At 50.6% G+C, this 22337-nt stretch carries 14 protein-coding genes; 13 read left to right on the forward strand and 1 reads right to left on the reverse strand.

The window, feature by feature from the left end:
* Window positions 1-98: 98 nt before the first annotated feature.
* The 3 genes from MJX74_RS01080 to MJX74_RS01090 all read left to right on the forward strand — a co-directional run bounded on the left by MJX74_RS01080 (window position 99) and on the right by MJX74_RS01090 (window position 8414).
* Entirely contained in the window at window positions 99-698 is a 600-nt protein-coding gene (locus tag MJX74_RS01080; protein WP_240220084.1) for a phage tail protein, read from the forward strand.
* Between the two features lie 195 nt (window positions 699-893).
* On the forward strand, window positions 894-7406 hold the full coding sequence (locus MJX74_RS01085; RefSeq protein ID WP_240220086.1) for an Ig-like domain-containing protein: 6513 nt from the start codon (window positions 894-896) through the stop codon (window positions 7404-7406).
* A gap of 117 nt (window positions 7407-7523) precedes the next feature.
* On the forward strand, window positions 7524-8414 hold the full coding sequence (locus tag MJX74_RS01090) for a hypothetical protein (protein WP_240220088.1): 891 nt from the start codon (window positions 7524-7526) through the stop codon (window positions 8412-8414).
* Here MJX74_RS01090 and MJX74_RS01095 read toward each other — a convergent pair.
* Entirely contained in the window at window positions 8411-10090 is a 1680-nt protein-coding gene (locus MJX74_RS01095) for a methyl-accepting chemotaxis protein (RefSeq protein WP_240220090.1), read from the reverse strand. The genes MJX74_RS01090 and MJX74_RS01095 overlap by 4 nt on opposite strands.
* A gap of 197 nt (window positions 10091-10287) precedes the next feature.
* On the opposite strand from MJX74_RS01095, the gene MJX74_RS01100 reads away from it, so the two are divergent.
* The 10 genes from MJX74_RS01100 to MJX74_RS01145 all read left to right on the forward strand — a co-directional run bounded on the left by MJX74_RS01100 (window position 10288) and on the right by MJX74_RS01145 (window position 22309).
* Window positions 10288-12192 carry an alpha-amylase family protein gene (locus MJX74_RS01100; RefSeq protein ID WP_240220092.1) on the forward strand — a complete coding sequence of 635 codons (1905 nt, stop codon included), beginning with the start codon at window positions 10288-10290 and terminating at the stop codon, window positions 12190-12192.
* Window position 12193: 1 nt separating this feature from the next.
* A complete protein-coding gene (locus tag MJX74_RS01105; RefSeq protein ID WP_240220094.1) occupies window positions 12194-14617 on the forward strand; it encodes a glycoside hydrolase family 31 protein in 2424 nt (807 codons plus the stop codon).
* Window positions 14618-14898: 281 nt separating this feature from the next.
* Window positions 14899-16134 carry a threonine/serine exporter family protein gene (locus MJX74_RS01110; protein ID WP_240220096.1) on the forward strand — a complete coding sequence of 412 codons (1236 nt, stop codon included), beginning with the start codon at window positions 14899-14901 and terminating at the stop codon, window positions 16132-16134.
* 77 nt (window positions 16135-16211) lie between these two features.
* Entirely contained in the window at window positions 16212-16646 is a 435-nt protein-coding gene (locus MJX74_RS01115; protein ID WP_240220098.1) for a YybH family protein, read from the forward strand.
* A gap of 11 nt (window positions 16647-16657) precedes the next feature.
* Entirely contained in the window at window positions 16658-17002 is a 345-nt protein-coding gene (locus MJX74_RS01120; protein WP_240220100.1) for a YciI family protein, read from the forward strand.
* Between the two features lie 22 nt (window positions 17003-17024).
* The gene (locus tag MJX74_RS01125; protein WP_240220102.1) at window positions 17025-18242 is read left to right on the forward strand and encodes an RNA polymerase sigma factor; all 1218 of its coding nucleotides are present in this window, start codon (window positions 17025-17027) and stop codon (window positions 18240-18242) included.
* 120 nt (window positions 18243-18362) lie between these two features.
* Window positions 18363-20225: a glycoside hydrolase family 13 protein gene (locus MJX74_RS01130; RefSeq protein ID WP_240220104.1), complete on the forward strand. Its 1863-nt coding sequence runs from the start codon at window positions 18363-18365 to the stop codon at window positions 20223-20225.
* Window positions 20226-20526: 301 nt separating this feature from the next.
* Window positions 20527-20817, forward strand: a complete 291-nt coding sequence (locus MJX74_RS01135) for a hypothetical protein (protein ID WP_240220106.1) — start codon at window positions 20527-20529, stop codon at window positions 20815-20817.
* Window positions 20818-20919: 102 nt separating this feature from the next.
* Window positions 20920-21786 carry an alpha/beta fold hydrolase gene (locus MJX74_RS01140; protein ID WP_240220108.1) on the forward strand — a complete coding sequence of 289 codons (867 nt, stop codon included), beginning with the start codon at window positions 20920-20922 and terminating at the stop codon, window positions 21784-21786.
* A gap of 121 nt (window positions 21787-21907) precedes the next feature.
* A complete protein-coding gene (locus MJX74_RS01145) occupies window positions 21908-22309 on the forward strand; it encodes a GFA family protein (protein WP_240220109.1) in 402 nt (133 codons plus the stop codon).
* Window positions 22310-22337: the final 28 nt, after the last annotated feature.

The raw sequence follows: 22337 nt of genomic DNA on the forward strand, positions 1-22337 counted from the left end.
GCTTTATTGCTCACACTCAACTACCGTTAAGCTTGTATTCAGCTAGCGCAAAAACCCCTCATAATTTAAACTACCAAACTCTAAATAAGGAACACGATATGGCTGATCCATTTATCGGCGAAATACAAATGTTTGCAGGCAACTTTGCTCCACGTGGTTGGGCTTTTTGTAATGGCCAGTTATTGTCAATTCAAACCAATCAGGCCTTGTTTGCAATAATAGGCACTACTTATGGCGGTAACGGTACTACAACTTTCGGTTTACCAAACCTGCAGGGCCGTGTGCCTGTGCATCAAGGCCAAAGCCCTGGCACCAGTCAATATACCCTGGGACAAACGGGTGGAACTGAAAATGTGACCTTGACAGCCAATGAATTACCCGCGCATGTTCATTCTGTAGCACTAAATGGAACAGGAAATACGAGCGTTGCATTGGGGGCTTCCTCCGCTAACGGTAATACCGCTACTCCAGGGCCAACCACGGTACCCGCCAAAGTGGTTAGTGGCTTAGCTGCACTTAATGCTTTTAGCACTACTGCACCGGACACCACACTGTCGCCTGTGACTGCCACCACAACTGTTAACGTAAATGGAAATACTGGTATTGCCGGTAACAATATGCCAGTTCATATAGTGCAACCTTATCAAGTTGTTAATTTTATTATTGCTCTTGAAGGCGTTTTCCCTTCACGTAATTAATTCGGGAAGGGTCTGTTTGAATTTGTGAGTGAAAATGCGCGCACGGACAGCGCGCTATTTGTATTTAAAGCAAGCTAATTTTGGGGATTTGTCATGCTGCAACATGTTTATAAAATGGCTCATGCTGTTAAGAATCCTATTGTCGGGTTCTGGCATTCTTATTGGAAAATATTTATTGCAGGCTGTTTGTTTGCGATGGCATCCCATAGCGCTAATGCTCAAAATCGATCTTTTGACTTTACAACTGGCGACACCGTTACGCTGACAAATGCAGGCTCGGCCCTATCTAACAGGACAACATTTACACTGGAGTTTTGGGCAAAATTTACCAATGTGGGTGGGATCATTAATTTAGTAGATTTCACCGGTGGAGCTGATGCCGGTGGCCTCATACTGAACTCAGGAAAGTTAAATTTCGATCTTGCTTGTGATTTTGGCTGCCTGACAGAAAGTAATGCGTTGTCGTTAAACACCGAAACCTGGTATCACATTGCAGCAGTCTTCGATAACGGAGTTTGGGATTTTTATGTTGATGGTGCGGCACAGGGAACAAATGTTCCGGATTTAGGTGCTAATTTTAGTGTCCCTGATTATTTGGCAGTGGGAGTGACCAACCTGGTGTTTGGTGCGCAAAATAATCCGGCTGTCGATGATTTTGTTGGCAGTATTGATGATATACGTTTGTGGAGTAGTGCGCGCACGCAAGCGCAGATTGAAAATAATCGCAGTAATGAATTGGTGGGCAATGAATCAGGCCTGCTGGGTTATTGGAAGCTGAATGAAGCCAGCGGTACGACAGTCAACGATAGCCAGACTAATTCTTCTCTGTTAACAGGTACCAGCAGCGGTATCGGGTATAGCCCAACAGGTGCATTTGTTGTTGCTCCGACAGTCAGTTTAGTCACCTCCAGCACTCTAAACGGCACCTATAAAATAGGCTCTCCAATTAGCATCCAGGTTAATTTTGATAAGATAGTTACTGTAGCAGGCACACCACAATTAACCTTGGAAACCGGCACTACCGACAGAACAGTTAACTATGACAGTGGCAGCGGCACCAGTACCTTGACGTTTACGTATACCGTACAGGCGGGTGATGTCAGTGCTGATTTGGATTACACCTCAACCACTGCCCTGGCTTTGAACGGCAGTACTATTAGTGATGCGAATGGCAATAATGCCATCCTTACACTTGCCAGCCCTGGTGCGGCTAATTCTTTGGGCGCGAATAAAAATATTGTTATTGATGGTGTTGTACCTTCGGTATCCAGCATTGTGGTAAGTGGTAGTCCAGCGTCCACCGCTACCAGTGTGAATTTCAATGTGACCTTTAGTGAATCGGTGACCGGCGTTTCAACCGACGACTTTGCATTAGGAAGTACCGGAACAGCCAATGGCACCATTGCCGGTGTTTCCGGGTCTGGTTCCAGTTTCACGGTTACGGTGAGTGGTATTTCTGGTGACGGCACTATCAAGGTAAACCTTAATGCATCAACCAATATTGCTGATGCGGCAGGTAATGCTGGTCCGGCGGCTTACACCAGCGGGGCTTCTCACACAGTCGTAACTCCAACAGTACCTGCTGCCCCAACCATAGGTACTGCTAACGCTGGCGATGGACAAGCATCAGTGACCTTTACCGCACCGGGCAATAATGGTGGTTCAGCCATTACCACTTACACCGCAACTGCCAACCCGGGTGGTGCATTTGGCACGTGTGCCGGGCCAGCGGCTTGTACTGCTACTGTAAGTGGGTTAACTAACGGAACCGCCTACACATTTACCGTTACCGCAACCAATGGTGTCGGTACCAGCGCTGCTTCGGCAGCGTCGAATGCGGTTACACCCAAAGGCGAACAAACTATCACCTTTAACAACCCGGGCGCGCAGAACTTTGGCACCACGCCGACACTAACGGCTACTTCATCTGCCGGAGCTGGCTACGCAGTAAGTTTCAGCTCAGCCACTGCCGGGGTTTGTACCATTACTACCGGCGGCACTTTGACTTTTGTTACTGCAGGTAGCTGTACTATCGACGCCGATCAGCCGGGTGATGCTGCCATTAATGCTGCAACAACGGTATCACGAACGTTTACTGTGAATGCGGTAGTTCCCAGCGCCCCAACGATAGGTACTGCAACCGCAGGTGACTCTCAGGTAACCGTGGCCTTTACAGCACCCGCCAATACCGGCGGTACGACGATTACCGGTTATACCGTAACATCAAATCCGGGCGGCTTTAATGGCACCGGCGCGGGTTCACCGATTACAGTGACCGGCCTTACTAACGGAGTGGCCTATACCTTTACAGTAACCGCCACTAACTCTGCGGGTACCGGCACTGCATCAGTTGCATCCAGCCCGGCAACACCCGCTGCAGCCCAGACCATTACCTTTGCTAACCCTGGTACGCAGAACTTTGGTACTACGCCAACACTGACAGCGACATCGGACTCAGGATTAACTCCGACGTTTACCTCATCAACCACAGGAGTTTGTACGATCACAACAGGCGGAACGTTGACCTTTATCGCAGCAGGCACCTGTACCATCAACGCAAACCAAGCGGGTGATTCATCCTATCTGCCAGCCGCCCAGGTCAGCCGATCTTTCACCGTTAACCCTGTTGTTCCCGCAGCACCGACCAGCCCGATAGCAACAGCCGGTGATACCCAGGCCAGTGTTGCCTTTGTTGCCCCGGTGAATATCGGCGGTTCAGCGATTACCGGTTATACCGTGACGGTAAACCCGGCAGATGTTGCACCAGTAGCCGGTGCTTCATCTCCGATTGTCGTAACTGGTTTAACCAACGGTGTGGCTTACACCTTTACCGTAACTGCCGATAATGTGGCAGGTACTGGCCCTGCATCGGGCGTATCCAATTCGATAACGCCTGCTGCAACCCAAACCATCACTTTTGCGAATCCAGGTGCGCAGAACTTTGGCACCAGCCCAACACTGACAGCGACATCGGACTCAGGGTTGACGCCAACCTTTACGTCGTCTACTGCCGGAGTTTGTACCATTACCAGCGGGGGAGTTTTAACTTTTGTTACCGCAGGAAGCTGTACTATTATTGCCAGTCAGGCAGGTGACAGCAGCTATTTACCTGCGCCTCAAGTAAGCCGGACCTTTACAGTTAACCCGGTAGTGCCAGGCATACCAACGGCTGTTGTTGCCACTGCGGCTGATACTGCTGCAAGCATTGCATTTACCGCCCCGGCGAGTAATGGCGGCGTTAATATTACCGGTTATACCGTTACATCTAACCCTGGCGGCTTAACAGCCAGCGGCGCTGGCTCGCCGGTTGTAGTGAATGGTTTAACGAATGGCACGGCCTACACCTTTACCGTAACGGCAACTAACTCTGCTGGCACCGGTACTGCTTCCGCAGCATCAAACACTGTTACTCCAACGTCGGCAAATTCCGCACCTGAAATATCAGGTACACCTGCTACAACTGTGGAACAGGGTTCTGAGTATTTATTTACGCCCACCGCCAGCGATATTGATGCTGGCACAACTTTACAATTTAGTATTGCAAACAAGCCAAGCTGGGCAACCTTTGACACAACAACGGGTACACTTAGCGGTACTCCAGTTAAAGAACATGTTGGCACCACCAGTAATATTGTTATTTCTGTCAGCGATGGCGAGCTTAGTGCCAGCCTGGCCGCATTTAACATTGAAGTAGTTTCTGTTAATGCCGCTCCGGTCGCCGTGGATGACAACATCACCCTGCCATTTAGTGGCGACCACACCTATGTATTGGATGTGTTGGTAAACGACACTGATCCAGACGAAGACAGCCTGACTATTACGGCCGCCAAAGCCAGTATTGGTCTGGTAAGTATTCAGGCTAATAAGTTGCAATTTAATGCACCGGAAAACTTCAGCGGTACAGCCACTTTCAGCTATAGCATTACTGATGGTGAGTTTAGTGATCAGGCAAAAGTTACCCTGCAAATTGACGGCAGCAACCCGGATGCACCGGTGATTACCGCTCCGGATGATTTAATTATCAATGCTACCGGCCTGTTTACCAAGGTAGATGTCGGTGTGGCGACGGCAGTTGATCGCAATGGTAACCGGCTGGCAGTATCGTTAGTTAACGGTTCGCCGCTGTTTGCTGCAGGCCGCCATGAATTATATTGGCGGGCCACTGATGCCAGCGGTATTAGCAGCACGGTTACCCAGTTATTGCAAATTAATCCTCTGGTGTCACTAAGCAAGCCGCAAACGGTTATTAACAACAGTACTGTTACCATAGAGGTAATACTCAATGGCCCGGCGCCGGTGTATCCGCTTGAGGTGGCTTACAGTGTTGCTGGTTCTGCCAGTGCGGTAACTGAACACAATTTAGCAACCGGTTCAGTGCAGCTAAGTTCGGGCCTGCGCGCAAGCATTAGCTTTGATGTGTTTGCTGATTTAACGACTCAGACAGAGAAAGATATTGTTGTTACGCTGAGCAGCAGCCTGAACCTGGGCGCCAATGCCAGCACAACCATTACGGCTACTGAGGCTAATCTGGCTCCGGTAGTGGTGCTGGATGCACAGCAGCAAGGTGAAAACCGCCTGACAGTCGGCAAAACCGCTGGCGTGGTTACTATTTCGGCTCAGGTTACTGATCCTAACTCTGGTGATACTGTCAGCCAGCAATGGCAAGCTGATGCAGCGCTGACAAATATCTCTGCGGATGCGTCGCAGTTTGTATTTGAACCTGCCAGCCTGAGCAGCGGCGTATACCGCATTGCCCTGAGTGCAACAGATAACGCGGCAGAGCCGCTAAGCAGTACTGCGGAAATTTACCTGCTGGTACAGGATGTACTGCCTGTTCTGGATAACAGCGACAGCAACAACAATCTGGTACCTGATAATGTTGAAGGCTTCGGCGACAGCAACAGCAATGGTATTCCTGACTATCTGGATCCGGGTTTTGATTGCAATGTAATACCTGAACAGCTAATCAACATTAGCCAGTTTGTTGTTGAGGGTGAGCCAGGTATTTGTTTGCGTAAAGGCGCAACCGCAGCACTGAGCAATAGCGGTGGCCTGCAGTTAACCAACGATGACCTGCAATGGCTGGAGCCTGATATGCAAGCCACCAATATCGGCGGTACCTTCGACTTTATCCTGCGTAACCTACCCACAACCGGGGCAAGTTATGCGCTGGTGCTGCCACAGCGCCAACCTGTGCCACAAAATGCCGTTTACCGCAAATATACCCAGGCCAATGGCTGGACTAACTTTGTGCAAAATGCGCGTAATCAGTTGTTCAGCGCCGCTGGCGAACCTGGTTTCTGTCCTCCTCCGGGCGACAGCAGCTGGCAGGCTGGTTTAAATGCAGGCCACTGGTGTGTGCAGTTACAGATAGAAGATGGCGGTGCTAACGATGCTGACGGCCTGGCCAATGGCACTATTGTTGACCCGGGCGGTGTGGCCGTTGTATTAAATGGCAACCAGTTGCCTGTGGCTGCAGACGATGCTTACTCAGTACAGTGGAACCAAAACCATAGCCTGGAAGTGCTGCAAAACGACACCGATCCTGACGGCGATACGCTAAGCATTAATCAGACATCAGCAGCATTTGGTACTGTCAGTATCAGTGATGACGGCCTGACACTGCTGTATACTCCGGCGCAGGACTTTGTTGGCACCGATACGCTTAGCTACAGCATTATCGATGGCAATAATGGTAGTGCCAGTGCAACAGTTACCGTTACGGTGTACTACAACAGACCGCCAGTGGTAACTAATGCCACAGCAAGCACAAATGACAAAACGGCTATCGAAATTCATGTGCTGGCCAATGCTACTGATCCGGATGGCGACAGCCTGAGCATCGGCAGTGCCAACGCCCAAACCGGCACTGTTAGTATTACCGCAGCACAAACCCTGCGTTATACACCGCAGGCTGGTTTTACCGGCACCGATACAATAAGTTTTACAGTAAGCGATAACCGTGGTGGCAGTGTCAGCGGTGAAGTAGTCATTAGTGTTAAAGCATCTGAGGTGATTACCGTGGTAAATAAATCGTCTGGCGGCGCGGTACATGGCTGGCCACTGTTATTACTGGCCGGGCTGGCACTGGGCCGGCGGCGCAAAATGCTGCTAAAGCCCGTGTTGCTGTTAGCAGCCCTACTGAGTTTTAACACTCAGGCAAACTGGTCGCTTGATGCTATGTTTGGCAAAAGCACCACTAAGCAGTCACTTAATGATATCACCCAGCAACTGCCAGCCAATACAGAGCTGTTGCAATATGATGACAGCGGTAAAAGCTGGGCGCTGGGGCTGAGCTATTACTTTACTCCTCGCCTGGCAGTACAGGCACATTATGTTGACTTAGGCGATGCCAGTGTCAGTATGCGCGGCGAAACGCTAACACCTGAGGCGTTTCATCAGGCACTGTCTGACATTGGCCCGATGCTGGCAAAAGGTGTACGCAGCGGTTTGTCTTACCACGTATGGCAACATGCCGGTTGGTCAGCTACCGTGCAGGCTGGTGTATTTGCCTGGAACAGCGAAACCAACAGCACTGCAGGTAACAACCTGATCCGTTATAAAACCAGCGACACCGACATCTACTGGGCGCTTGGCGCCAGTTATGCACTGGACGAGCACATCGCCTTACAGGCGTTGTTTAACCGCTATCATCTGGAAGGCAATAAAGCCGACAATATTATGCTCGGTGTTAGTTACTCGTTTTAATCAGCAGTAAAGGCGCCTCAGGGCGCCTTTACTTTAGCTGCAGCGCTTTTACTGGATAACAAAATGGTTAATACTGGCTTCAGCAGGCGTCCGCCATGCTGTTAGCCGGAGGCCGCCATGAAACTACTGACCAAGCTTAGCCCCACCCAACGTTTATTCGCGCTGTTGCTGTTTTTGCTGGCGCTGTGTGCCGGTATATATAGCGGTATGCTGCAACAACGGCTGGTAAACCCAGTGCTGTCACCGCTGGATGACAGCGCCAGCGCCGCGTTACAACGCAGCTTAGTGCTTAGCAGTGCCTCATTTGCCACTGCCCGTTTAATTGACCGCGGCATCGCTTTTGTATCTGAAGCCCAGGTAGGCGTTGGTGTTGCCAGTATAAAACCCGGTCAGTTGTTAAAACCACTGCAGGATATGGCAGTGCGGTATTCCGACTTAATGGTGCTGGCCATGACATCTATTGGCCTGCAGCTGTTTTTGCTCGAATTTGGCAAGCTGGCGGCTTTGCCCCTGTTTGGTGCGGGCATTCTGCTGTCGGCCGTTATCCTATTGCTGGGCCCGGCAAGTTGGCGCAGCACCGCTACCTACCTGTTACGTATTTTTATTGCCTTGCTGCTGGTTATCCGCATTGGTGTGCCACTGGCCGCTTTTGGCGTAGCCGAGTTGTCAGACTGGGTGCTGGAGCCGCAGCGTATAGCGGCAGAAGCCGCGCTTAGCGGTGAAACAGCGGCTTTGCAACGGGTTGATCAGCCGCTGCAAAGCGGTGATGAAGGCTCATTAAGCTGGTTGCGGCAAATGGCGGCGCAGGCCAACGATATGTTTGCCGCGGTTAAAAGTTTTTCCGACAATATGGTAGAAAAACTGATCCAGTTAATTGTGGTGTACAGCCTGCAAACTCTGGTGTTTCCGCTGTTGTCATTGTGGCTACTGTGGCACCTTGGCCGCTGGTTTGTGCGCCGGCCTCTGGCGGAACTACCCGCCCCGGCGCGCACAATACCTGCCGCTTAAACGCGGAACCGCTGCACCAGGGCACTGAGCCGTTGTTCAATAGTGCCCAGTTCATCGGTCGATTTTGCCAGTTCAGACGCATTATTTGCTGCCTGATCGGCCAGTTGGGCAATTTCATGAATACTGCGGCTGATATCAGCTGCAACTGCCGTTTGCTGTTCCGCCGCGGTGGCAATTTGTATATTCATCTGAGTAATGGTACTAACCGATTTGGTAATGGTTTGCAGTGACTCACTGGCTTTATCAGCCTGCGCTACCGTGTGTACCGACTGCTCCTTGCCATGCTGCATTACCTGCACGGCATCACGGGTGCCTTGCTGAAATACATCAATCATCTGCTGAATTTCATTGGTGCTTTGCTGCGTGCGGGTTGCCAGCGTACGCACCTCATCGGCTACTACGGCAAAACCACGGCCTTGCTCACCGGCACGGGCAGCTTCTATTGCGGCGTTTAACGCCAGCAGGTTGGTTTGCTCAGCAATACCGCGAATAACATTAACCACTGAGCCAATTTTATCGGCATTGGCACCAAGCTTTTCAATCGCATCACCGGCACGGTTTACGTCCTCTGCCAGCTTATTAATCGAGCTGATGGTAAGCGCTACACTTTGCTGGCCGCCAACGGCTTCTTTATCGGCTTCCTGTGCGGCACTGGCAGCTAAACCGGCACTGCCGGCTACTTCCTGCACAGCGGTAGACATCTGATACACCGCCGCAGCCACCTGGGTGGTTTCGGCTTTTTGTCTGCTGGCATCCTGATCGGTTAAATGCACAATTTGCTGCATGGTAGAGGCAGAATGGCTTAGTGCCAGCACTGCTTGTTTAACTTCATTTACCAACTGCTGAATTTTCTGTGCAAACTCATTAAAACCGCGCGCCACCTCGCCTACTTCATCGGAGGTTTCTACCTGCAAGCGCTGGGTTAAATCGCCCTCGCCCTGGCCGATATTAATCAGTGCCGCTGAAGCTTTTTGCAGTGGCGACACCACCAGATTTGCTACAAATAACGCCAGCAGTACCACCAACACCAGCATGACGATGGCGCCGCCGATAATCAGCAGCAGGGTGTTGCGAATACGCTCACTGATTTGCATCTGTTGTTCTGCCACGCGGCGGTCAATGTCGTCGATATAAAAACCCGAGCCCAAAATCCAGCGGTTATTGTACATAGGCGCGGCATAACCCAGTTTCGGCGTTAAGCCGCCACGGGTTTTTTCATCCCACATATAGGTAACAAAACCACCGCCTTTTTTGCCGGCCTCAATTAAGTCGCGGATCAGCAGCACACCGTTAGGGTCTTTTAACTCAATCAGGTTGCGCCCTTCCAGTGCAGCATTAGAGCCATGCACTATATTCACACCCGCCAGATCATAAACAAACATATAGCCGTCATCGCTGAACTTCATGGCGCGGATCACTGCCTTGGCGGCATCTAGCTGCTCTGCCGACGGCTCACCGCCGCTAAAGTACGGTGCCACTGCAGTTCTCGCTATAGCGACATGATGCTCCAGTGCATTTTGCTTTTCGTGCATCATATCAGCGCGAAACTGCACAACCTCAGCTTCTCCCATCGCACGCATCTGGCTATATATCAACAGCATCAGCGCTAATACCACTGTTACTATTGGCAATACCGCCAGCAGTAGCATTTTATTTTTCAGCTTAAAGTTGAACATAGACAAACTCCGCGTTATGCCATAACAAGTTGATTCTGTTACAGCATAGTGTAAACAAGGTGGAAAGAAAGCGGGATGCGACCTTAGTTGATAAGTCTGTTGGCAACGCCTGCATACGTATGCACCATAAAAAGGCAAGCCAGCTGTAATACACTCGGCTACTTTACGGCACAAATAGAAAAATACAGGGTAGACAGATGAACAAAACAGCCACTATTCTGATGCTAAGCCTTGCTGGCAGCATGCTGCTGGCCTGCGGCGGCAAAGCACCAGAACAAGCCTCGCCTGCTAAGGCAGAACCCACTGAGCATAACGTTACTATTGTGAATACTGCAGAACATAAAGTAGTGGTATATCAGGTGTTCACCCGTTTATTTGGTAGCCAGAACACCACCAACACCCCCTGGGGCACACTGGAGCAAAACGGTGTGGGCAAATTTGCCGACTTTACGCCAGAAGCCCTTAGCGCCATTAAAGCCATGGGCACCAGCCATATCTGGTATACCGGTGTACCGCACCATGCTTTGGTGCGTGATTACAGCGCTTACGGCATAAGCCTGGACGACCCGGACGTAATTAAAGGCCGCGCGGGCTCACCTTACGCGGTAAAAGACTATTACAACGTCAACCCCGATTTAGCCACTGATCCGGCCAACCGTTTGGCCGAGTTTGAAGCACTGATTAAGCGCACGCACCAGCATGATATGAAAGTGCTGATTGATATCGTACCCAACCATGTGGCACGCCAGTATCAATCGCTGTCGAACCCGGCAGGAGTATCCGACTTTGGCGCTAGTGACGATACCAGTGTTGAATATGCCCGCGACAACAACTTTTACTATGTGCCGGGCCAGCCTTTTAATGTGCCGGCGTTTCCTACCAGTTATAAAGTACTGGGCGGCGATGCTCACCCTGCCGCCGACGGCAAATTTAACGAAATACCAGCCAAATGGACCGGTAATGGCTCGCGTGCGGCACAACCAGCCTTTGATGACTGGTACGAAACAGTAAAAATTAACTATGGTGTAAAACCAGACGGCAGCTACGACTTTGACAAACTCCCAGCCGATTACGCCGACAAAGACTGGCCGGCCCATTACGCCTTTTGGCAGGGTAAAGACGTACCTGACTCCTGGCTAAAATTTCGCGACATTACGCAATACTGGCTGGATAAAGGCGTAGATGGCTTTCGCTATGACATGGCCGAAATGGTGCCGGTAGAATTCTGGAGCTATTTAAACTCGCATATTAAGCATAGCAACCCAAATGCGTTCCTGTTGGCGGAGGTGTATCAGCCGCATTTATACCGCGACTATATTAGGCTTGGCAAAATGGATTACCTGTACGACAAGGTCGAGTTTTACGATAGCTTAAAACTGGTGATGCAAGGCAAAGGCCCAACGTCTGCATTGGTAGAAACCCAACAACGGATGGCCGATATTGAACACCATATGCTGCACTTTTTAGAAAACCACGACGAGCAGCGTATTGCCGCACCGGAGTTTGCCGGTGATGCCAAAAAAGGCATGCCAGCCATGGTGGTATCCGCCACTATCAGTACCTCACCTACCATGCTGTACTTTGGCCAGGACGTAGGCGAACCGGGCGCTGAAGATGCCGGTTTTGGCAAGGCCAGCCGCACCACCATTTTTGATTACTGGGGCGTACCGCACCATCAGCGCTGGATGAACGGCGGCAAGTTTGATGGTGGCGCCTTGTCGGCTGACGAGCTGGCACTGCATAATTTTTATAAAACCCTGCTTAGCTTTACCGCCAGCGCCCCGGCGCTAATGGGTGAATATACTGAGCTGCATAGCGCCAACCTGGCTGCAGGCACCGCCTATAGCGAGCAACAACTGGCGTTTGCCCGCTATAATGCAGAGCAAAAGCTGCTGATTGTCAGCCATTTTAACAGCGAAAATAACGTCAGCTTTGGCTTAACGCTACCGGCAGAACTGATTACAAAGTGGCAATTGGCCGATGGCCAATATCCGCTAACCGACAAGTTAACCAACGCGCAATATACGCTGCAGGTAGCCAACGGCGTGGGCACAGTGGCGCTGGAACTGGCACCGCTGGCATCAGTTATTTTGGAGCTGTAATATGAAGCGGTTATTCTTTGTTTTATTAACCCTGTGCTGCACTGTCGCAGCACAGGCGGCGCAGTACCAGCAACATAGCCTGCAGGGTAATACGCTAAATATTCAAACCGATAGCGGCCAGCTTAGCCTGACGTTTTATCAAAGCGATGTGGTAGAGGCGTTTTATCAGCCAGACGGCGTAAAACAGCTGCCGTCGTTTTCGATTAGCCAGCAAAGCGAACCGCAGCAGTTACGCCTGACCGAAAGTGCAGCTGCCTTAACGCTGGGCTCGGCCAGTTTAACAGTGAAAATTAATAAAGCCCCACTACAGCTAAGCTATTACTATCAGGGCAAGTTGCTGCTGGCCGAAGAGCAAGGTTATTTTCAACAGCAACCGCGTCAACACCAGCCGCAACAGCACGGTTTTCGTTTTGCACTAAGCGATGGCGAAAAACTGCTGGGCGGCGGCCAGCGCGTATTAGGTATGGACCGGCGCGGGCAAAAATTTCCGCTGTATAACAAAGCTCATTATGGCTACAGCACGCAGTCCAGCCAGATGTATTTTAGCCTGCCGGCGGTAATGTCGAGCAATAAGTATTTGTTATTGTTTGATAACTCGGCCAAAGGCGAAGCTGATTTAGGCCACACCGAGCCCGGCGTTATGCAGTTTAGCGCCGAAGGTGGCCGCAGCAGCTATGTGGTTGTTGCAGGCGAAGCTTACCCTGCGCTTATCAACAACTACACCGCACTAACCGGCCGCCAGCCGCTACCGGCACGCTGGACCTTAGGCAACTATGCCTCACGTTTTGGTTACCGTAACGAGGCTGAAGTACGCGCTGTGGTGCAAAAATTTCGTGACCTTAAGTTGCCGCTTGATGCCTTAGTGCTGGATTTATACTGGTTTGGCCCGGATATTCAGGGCCATATGGGTAACCTCGATTGGGATAAAACCGCCTTTTCACAACCGGAAAACATGCTGGCCGATCTAAAAGCCGACGGTATTAACACTATTTTAGTGACCGAGCCCTTTGTGCTTACCAGCTCAAAACGCTGGCAGGAAGCCGTAGCGGCCGGTGCTATAGCACCGGGCTTGGATGGCAGACCAAAAACCTTTGATTTTTACTTTGGTAATACCGGCTTAATTGATATGTTTAACCCGAAAGCGCAAGACTGGTTCTGGCAAATTTATAAAGGTTTGGCAGAACAAGGCGTGGCAGGTGTGTGGGGCGATTTAGGCGAACCTGAAGTACACCCCGAAGATACCGTGCATGCTATCGGCACTGCCAACGAAGTGCATAACGCTTACGGTCATCAATGGGCCGATATGGTGTACAGCGGCATGCGGCGTGATTTCCCCTCACAGCGCCCTTTTATTATGATGCGCGCAGGTGCGCCCGGTAGCCAGCGCTTTGGCATGGTGCCCTGGACAGGAGACGTTGAGCGCAGCTGGGGCGGGCTAAAGCCGCAGGTAGAACTGGCGCTGAGCATGGGCCTGTTTGGCTTTGGTTATATCCACTCTGATTTAGGTGGCTTTGCCGGTGGCGAACAGTTTGATAAAGAGCTGTATATCCGCTGGCTGCAATACGGCGTGTTCCAGCCGGTATACCGGCCACATGCACAAGAACATATCGCGCCGGAAATGGTATTTCACGATAGCGACACCATCGAAACCCTGCGGCCCTGGCTGAATTTACGTTATAAGTTGCTGCCATATAACTACACGCTGGCGTATCAAAATAGCTTAACCGGCATGCCGTTAATGCGGCCGCTATTTTTCTCTGCTGAACAAAACCCGGCGTTGATGGATGAGAAAAACAGCTACTTCTGGGGTGACGCCTTTTTAGTCGCGCCGGTAACCGAGCCCGGTGTCACTTCATGGCCGGTGCAGTTACCCGGCGGCATCTGGTTTGATTATTTCAGCGGCAAACGCTACGCCGGTAATAACAAAGTTGAGGTGCCGGTAACCATTAACACCATACCGGTATTGATAAAAGCCGGTAGTTTTGTACCGATGACTGCCGTTGTGCAAAGCACGCAAGATTACAGCAGCAAAACGCTGACATTGCATTACTATGCCGACCCAAGCGTAGAGTGCGCCAAAGGTGAAATGTATGAAGACGATGGTAAAACGCCGGACGCCATTGCCAACGGCCAGTTTGAGCTGCTGAATTTCTATTATCTGCAGCAGGATGGCCAGCAAAAGTTTGAACTGCGCCGCAGCGGCGATTACACCGGCAAGCCGGACAGCCGTGAGCTTACCCTGGTAATACATAACCAAACGGCGACACCCAAACACATCAGCGTTGATGGCCGCTATATTCAGCTGGTACCGCAGCAAGCCCGCTTTAACCGCATGCAAAATGTGGCCTGGTACGATAAAGCCAGTAAGCAGCTACGAGTAAAACTGGATTGGCAGGCAGATAAACAGCAGCTTCTGATACGCTAATATAGGTCCAAGGAAGCGCAGTAATTGCCATAGCGAGAACCGGCTTAGCCTAACCCAACCGTTGACGGCATGGATGCCGGACAAATTCGTCGGGAGCGAATTTGAACAGCTCTGCTGGTCCGTCAGGATAAACTTCATGGATGAAGTTTATAATCGAGCCTACAAGGACGTATTTACGGCGTGTTGGTGTGGCTAAACCGGTTCAATGCCAATGCGCCGATCTAATCTCTCTGGTAACAGCGCGTTTTTGCATTACAATGAATAAGTTACCCACCTAATGGATGCCGCCGGTGTACACAGCTGATTTTAATCATAAACGCAAATTTGTCGTTAAACTGGGCAAGATGCTGCACAAGTACGGTACACCTGCCTACCGGCTGGAAGCACATTTATCCGAGCTAACAACCCACCTTGGGTTAAAAGGCTCATTTATTATCTCCCCCACCTCGATGACCTTTGTACTGTGGACCGATGGCCATGAGCAGGAGTACACCCATGCCTCACGGGTAAACCCGGGCGATCTGGATTTAGGTGCACTGTCGCGTACCGACGAACTGGTCGATCAGGTGTTGCAGGGCAATGTCAGCATTAACGAAGCCGATGCACTGCTGGATGCTATTGATGTGCGCCCCAGCTCTTACAGTAAACTGGCCACAGCGGTGGCGATGATGGCATCCGGCGGTGCTTTTGCCATGTTAATGGCCACCAGTTGGAATGATGTGCTGTGGTCATCGTTGTTATCGCTGTTGGTATACCTGTTTATGCTGTGGGCCGCCCGCTCGCCGCGCATTGCCAATATGCTGGAGCCGTTAGTGGCACTGGTCGCTGGTATTGGCGCCTGCGCCATTAGCAGTTATATCGACCCCGGCATTAATATTCGTTTAACCGTGCTATCAGCCATTATTTCGTTTATTCCCGGCCTGGCTCTGACCATCGGCTTTGCCGAACTGGCCGCACGGCATCTGGTATCGGGCAATGCCCGCATTATGGATGCGCTGATGCTGCTGTTTAAGCTGTACTTTGGTGCCTTACTGGGCATAGCTATAGGTTTTGCCCTGTTTGGTGTGGTCGATTTTGTTAAGCCGCCGCCAATCTCACGCCACTTTGCCTGGCTGGCAGTTGGCATACTGGTCAGCTCGCTGATTGTGCTGTTTAAAAGCCGTGGCAAATATACACTGTGGTCTTTAGCCGCCGGCTTTATCGCTTATGGTGTCAGCATTACCGGCGCCAGCATGTTCGACTACACCATAGGTGCATTCTTAGGTGCCTTTGCCGTTGGCCTGTACAGCAACCTGTTTACCCGGTTGGCCAATGCACCGGCCGTTATTGTTGCTATGCACGGCTTAATCGTGCTGGTGCCCGGTAGTAAAACCTATATCGGTTTAAACTCGCTGATTTCCGGCCAGGATTTTGTGGTGTCTGACCGCGTAGGCCAGCAAACCTTTCTGATTTTAATGGCGCTGGTAGCCGGGCTTATTTTTGCCAACGTAGCACTGCCGCCGAAAAAAAGTTTGTAACAGTATTCAGCCATTGTCGATTTCATCGTTGCCGTAACGACCAGTTATACCTTTGATGGTAAAACAGGAGCAACAACATGAATCACAGCCAACAAGTACAACAAATTACCGATCTGCTTACCCGTTGGGCTAACGCATTGCGCCGCAAAGACGTTAGCAACATTATGACCCTGTACCATGACGACATTATTGCTTTTGATGCGATAGCGCAGTTGCAATTTAAAGGCAAAGCCGACTACCGCGAGCATTGGCAACGCTGCATGGAGTTTTGCAGCGGCGAATCGATGTTTGAAGTGCATCAGCTAAAAGTGCAGGCTAACGAGCAATTGGCGTTTAGCCACAGCCTGAACCACTGTGGCGGCACCAACGACAAAGGTGAGATGCAAAGCTGCTGGATGCGCGCCACACAGTGTTGGCACCGTGGCAGCGATGGCTGGAAAATAGTACACGAGCACTACTCGATGCCATTTGATATGGAAAGCGGTACTATTCTGTCAAACTTAGCGCCTTAAGGAGCACAACGATGAAATATCTGTGTCTGGTATATAGCGACGAAGACACCTTGCATAGCCTGCCCGACAGCCCGGATGACAGCGAATGCTTGGCCTACGCTGAAAAAATACACGGCAGCGGCCGTATGCAGGCCGCCGAAGCCCTGCAACCGGTAAGCACTGCCACTACCATCCGGGTGCGTAGCGGTAAAGTCAGCATTACCGACGGCCCCTTTGCCGAAACTAAAGAGCAACTGGCAGGCTTTTATCTGGTAGAAGCGCATGATTTAAACGAAGCCATTCAGATTGCCAGCGGCATACCGGCAGCCCGGGTAGGCTCGGTAGAAGTGCGGCCAGTGCGCCAGCTTGAGGTATAACCTTTAGGTGGCAGCTGGAACCATGCAGCAGCAGATCAGCGCATTGTATCAGCAGCAGTCGCGTAAAGTGCTGGCTACGCTGATCCGTCTGCTGGGCGATTTTGACTTAGCCGAAGAAGCATTGCACGAAGCCTTTCATGCTGCGCTGCAACAATGGCCAAAGGACGGCATACCGGCCAACCCCAGCGCCTGGCTGATATCGGCCGGGCGCTTTAAAGCCATAGATCAGCTGCGTAAAACGGCACGCTTAACCCACTTGCCGGATGAAATACTGCGACAGCTAACAGCAGAAGACGCGCCAGATCAGCAACCGATAGCCGACGACCAGTTGCGACTGATTTTTACCTGCTGCCACCCCAGTTTAGCCGCCGATGCGCAACTGGCACTGACACTGCGCGAAGTATGCGGTTTAACCACCGAGCAAATTGCCAGCGCCTTTTTAACCAGCCCGGCCACAGTGGCGCAGCGCATAGTGCGAGCCAAAGGCAAAATACGCGATGCGCGTATTCCGTACGAAGTGCCACCGCCAGCAGCATTACCGCAACGGCTCGATGCCGTACTGCAGGTAATTTATTTGCTGTTTAACGAAGGCTATTCGGCCTCCAGCGGCGTGCAAGTGCTGGATATCAGCTTAAGTGATGAAGCCATCCGCCTGGGCCGCTTAATGCTGCAACTGCTGCCCGATGCCGAAACCGCAGGTTTGCTGGCACTGATGCTGCTGCAACATGCCAGACGCGCCGCCCGGATCAGCGCCAGCGGCGAGCTGGTACTGCTGCCACAACAAAACCGCAGCTTATGGCAACACCATGAAATAACGGAAGGCAGCGAGCTGGTGCAATGGGCGCTACGCACCCGCCGTATTGGCCCTTATACGCTGCAGGCCGCTATTGCCGCAATTCATAGTGAAGCGCCCAGCGCAGAACACACCGACTGGCATGAAATTACCGGCTTATATAATTTACTACTGCAGGCCGATCCGTCGCCGGTTGTCGCCCTAAACCGCGCAGTAGCCATTGCCATGCGCGACGGCCCGGCAGCGGGCCTGGCACTGATCAGCGAACTGGAACTACAGGGCGAGCTAAACCACTACCATTTATTATATGCCGCCAAGGCTGATCTGCTGCGCCAGCTTGGTCTTAAAATGGAGGCGCTGAACGCCTACCAGCAGGCGTTGGACCATTGCAAACAGGCCCCGGAGCAGCGCTTTTTGCAGCAGCAAATAGCCGCATTACAAAGCTGACAGCAGCCGGTACTGGTCCGGGCTGTAGCTGAATACGTATGCAAAACGGCCGCTAGCCTTGCGTCATTATGGTGCGCTGCTTCAGGATAGGCTACCCAAGTGTCAGCGGACCTTTTTGCTATGTACCACAAAACCCTTATTGCCTTAACCACCCTGCTAAGCAGCCATGTAATGGCGGAAAGCTATGTTATTGAACGGCTGGAGCCAGCCAACTGGTGGGCAGGTATGCAGCACCCCGAATTGCAGCTGATGCTATATGGTAAAGATATCGCCCGGCTGCAACCACAGGTACAGTATGACGGCGTAACTCTTAACGGTGTTACCCGCACCAATAACCCCAACTATCTGTTTGTTAACCTGACATTGGCCGACAACGTAAAACCTGGCGATATCGCCCTGCATTTTCGCCACAATGGCGAAACCGTGCTAAGCCATAACTACCCGTTATTGCAGCGCAGCGCCAACTCTGCCAAACGCCAGGGCTTTAACCCGGCCGATGTTATTTACCTGCTGGCACCAGACCGTTTTGCCAACGGCAACCCGGGCAATGACAATATGCCTGGCATGCTGGAGCAAGCTAACCGCCAGGATGACAATGGCCGCCACGGTGGTGATATTGCCGGTATGCAAAAAGCCCTGCCCTATATTGCAAGCATGGGCTACACCACCATCTGGCCCATGCCACTGACAGAAAACAACCAAAGTGCTTACTCTTACCACGGCTATGCCGCCACCGATTTGTATAACATAGACCCGCGTTATGGCAGCAATCAGCAATACCGCGATTTTGTTGCAGCAGCCAATACCAAAGGCATTAAAGTCATTCAGGATATTATTCTTAACCATATTGGCCATCAGCACTGGTGGCTAAGCGATTTACCCGATGACAACTGGCTGAATAAGCAAAATATTCTGCAAGGTGCGCCCTTTGTTGGCACTAACCACAGCCGCAGCACCATACAAGACCCTTACGCCAGCAAAGCCGATACCGAACTGTTTACCGACGGCTGGTTTGTCGACACCATGCCCGACCTTAACCAGCGCCACCCGCTACTGGCCACTTACCTTATTCAAAACAGTATCTGGTGGGTGGAATACGCTAATTTAGCCGGTATTCGCGAAGACACCTACAGCTATGCCGACAAACAGTTTTTAAGCGAATGGGCGCGGCGCATTATGCTGGAATACCCGGATTTTAATATCGTTGGCGAAGAATGGAGCCCCAACCCGCTGATTGTGTCGTACTGGCAGCGCGGTAAGCAAAATAAAGACGGTTATGTATCGCACACCCCGGCAATGCTGGATTTTCCGCTGTACGATGCGCTGTTAAAAGCACTAAGTACAGATGAAGACTGGAACAGCGGCTGGATTGGCCTGTATGAAATGCTTAGCAACGACCATGTGTATGCTGACCCGTTTAACCTGGTCACCTTTGAAGGCAACCACGACGCCGCCCGGCTGTTTTCAGTGCTGGACGAGGATTTTAACTTATACCGCATGGCAGTAAGTTACCTGCTTACCATGCGCGGTATACCACAAATGTTTTACGGCACTGAAATAGCCATGACCAGCCCCAAAGTACGCGATGACGGTAAAGTACGCGCCGACTTCCCCGGCGGCTGGGCCGACGACAAAGTTAATGCCTTTACCGGCAAAGGCTTAAACGCCACACAGAAAAACGCCCAGCAGTTGGTAAAAACCCTGCTTAACTGGCGCAAAACCGCCACGGCTATTCACAGCGGCAAGCTAATGCATTTTGCACCCGATAACGGCACCTACACTTTTTTCCGCTATAACGACACGCAAACGGTAATGGTGGTAATGAATAAACAAGCCAAAGCAGTAACGTTGGATTTAGCCCGCTTTAGCGAAGTACTGCCGCAAGGCAAAACCGCAACAGAGGTAATCACCGGCAAAAGTATAAAGCTGGATAAACAACTCACCGTACCAGCACGCGGTACTTTGGTGCTGGATATTCGTTAACTTTCAACACCCCACGGCGGCGCAAGCCGCTGTGGTTCCTCAAAGCCCTGTCATTTTTTTACCGCACGTAAGTGCTGTATAACCCTCTGTAAAGCAGCGCTATTTGGTGAATAAGTTAATCGCAAGCTTAAACTCCGCTTTCACGCAGGCGTTTATAAAGCACGGTGCAATATGTTGTTGATTTAACGATAAATGTTAGCTAGTTTAGCAGAATGTAAAAACATGATAGAAGAGTGAAACTCGCGGTGAAAGCGAGGGTTTTGCCTTCTAATAATATTATGTGTTTTAAGGAGTAGACAGATTGGCTGAATTATTAGGGGTCTTATTTCCTTCTTTGGTCGTGCTTTATCTGATTGTGAATACACAACTTGATTCTTACCGAAAAAGAATTCGCTTTCTGGAAGTCAAAGTTGATGCGCTTATCAAGCATAACGGCATTGAATTTGACGACAGCACCCTTGTTCCGGTTGAGGTTCATAAGGCGGTAAAAGCCGGCCAAAGGTTAAAGGCTATCCGGCTTTATCGCAAAATTACGGGCGCTGGTTTAAAAGAGGCATCAGAAGTAATAGATGACTTGGTTAAAAACACATAACAAGGCGTCACTCGCGGCTTGCAGCCGCTGGTACTTCAAACGCTGACGCGTTTTTCCGCCCATGCGCTTTGCGTTAAGCCTCATCGAGAGAATGGAGTCGATATGAAAACAATCATATTATTATTTTCAATTTTTATTAGTTTTGGTGCGCTAGCTATAGAGCTAGAGGTGAAACCGACAAAAGCTGAGTTGTATGATGTTGGTGGATTTAAGCTTTATCTTGAGTGTTACGAAAGTGACAAGCCACAGCTAATACTGGAACAGGGTTTCGGTCGTTATGGCTCGGAAGGGGTTTGGTTAGAAAATATAAAGCGACTGAAAAACGATTTCAGCATTTGTTTGTATGACCGTGCTGGCTTGGGTAAGAGCGAAAAGGGTGACGTTCCTTTTACGGTCAATGACATGGCAAACAGGCTCAGAAGTTTGCTTCAAAATGCCAACATCAAGGGGCCATACTATTTTGCTGGTGGCTCATATGCATCTTATATCATCACTGCATACAACAACCTCTATCCACAAGAAGTTATGGGGGCCGTACTGATTGATCCACCTCCTTTGGGTTACTTTTACACTATGGGTACAAGGTGGCCTGAAAACTATCAAACAGACAATCAGGAGTTAGATCGCTTTTATCAATTTGAACAAAGCGTTCATAATCCAATGTTTGAGAGAGTTCCTGAAAATGTAGACCATATGAAAAGCTATGAAATACTGGTTAGTGCCGCCAATTTTGGAAACAAACCTATTATCGTGGTGCGCTCCAAATCAACGGGAGAGCGATACGATCCACCTTTCGTTCCTGATGATATAGCCAAATCAATGGATGAGCTTTACTTAGGTGCGGAAAACTACTTTAAAGGTTTATCTACGGATAGCAGTGTGATCTATTCTGAATCAGAGAAGCACCATCTTCATATCGCGGATCGTGATTTGGTCGTTAAAAGTATTAAAGAGCTTGTTGGTAAATGAGGCTTAACAAGCCGTTCAACGCATGTGCCAGCAAACAGTGCTGGTACGGACTCGCAAACTACGCGCGCCCGTTAACGGAGTGTTATGTGCGCTTGAATTATAGCCAACATAGAGAAATTTGATGACTCATTATTTTGGTTCTTGTCTGTGTGGCAATGCAAAATTTGAAGTGCAAGGAAATTTCGATGGCTTTTATCTGTGTCATTGTAAGTATTGTCAAAAGGATACCGGGTCTGCTCATGCGGCCAACTTATTTTCGAAGTCAGCTAAGTTAACTTGGTTGGCGGGTTCCGGTTCTGTGACTACCTTCACGCTTGCAGGTACTCGCCACAAAAAAAGCTTTTGTAAGGTTTGCGGTTCAGCATTGCCAAGCACTCATGACGCAGGTCTTCTAGTTATTCCCGCTGGGTGTTTGGACACGGAAGTATCAATCTCGCCAACAGCTCACATCTTTACATCTAGCAAAGCTGTTTGGGGCGAGGGATTAGGGGACGTGCCAGAATTCGAAGGGCTACCAGAGTGAGCAGCTATCACATAACAAACCGTGGCAG

The organism is Rheinheimera hassiensis (genome assembly GCF_022436675.1).
Taxonomy (GTDB): domain Bacteria; phylum Pseudomonadota; class Gammaproteobacteria; order Enterobacterales; family Alteromonadaceae; genus Alishewanella; species Alishewanella hassiensis.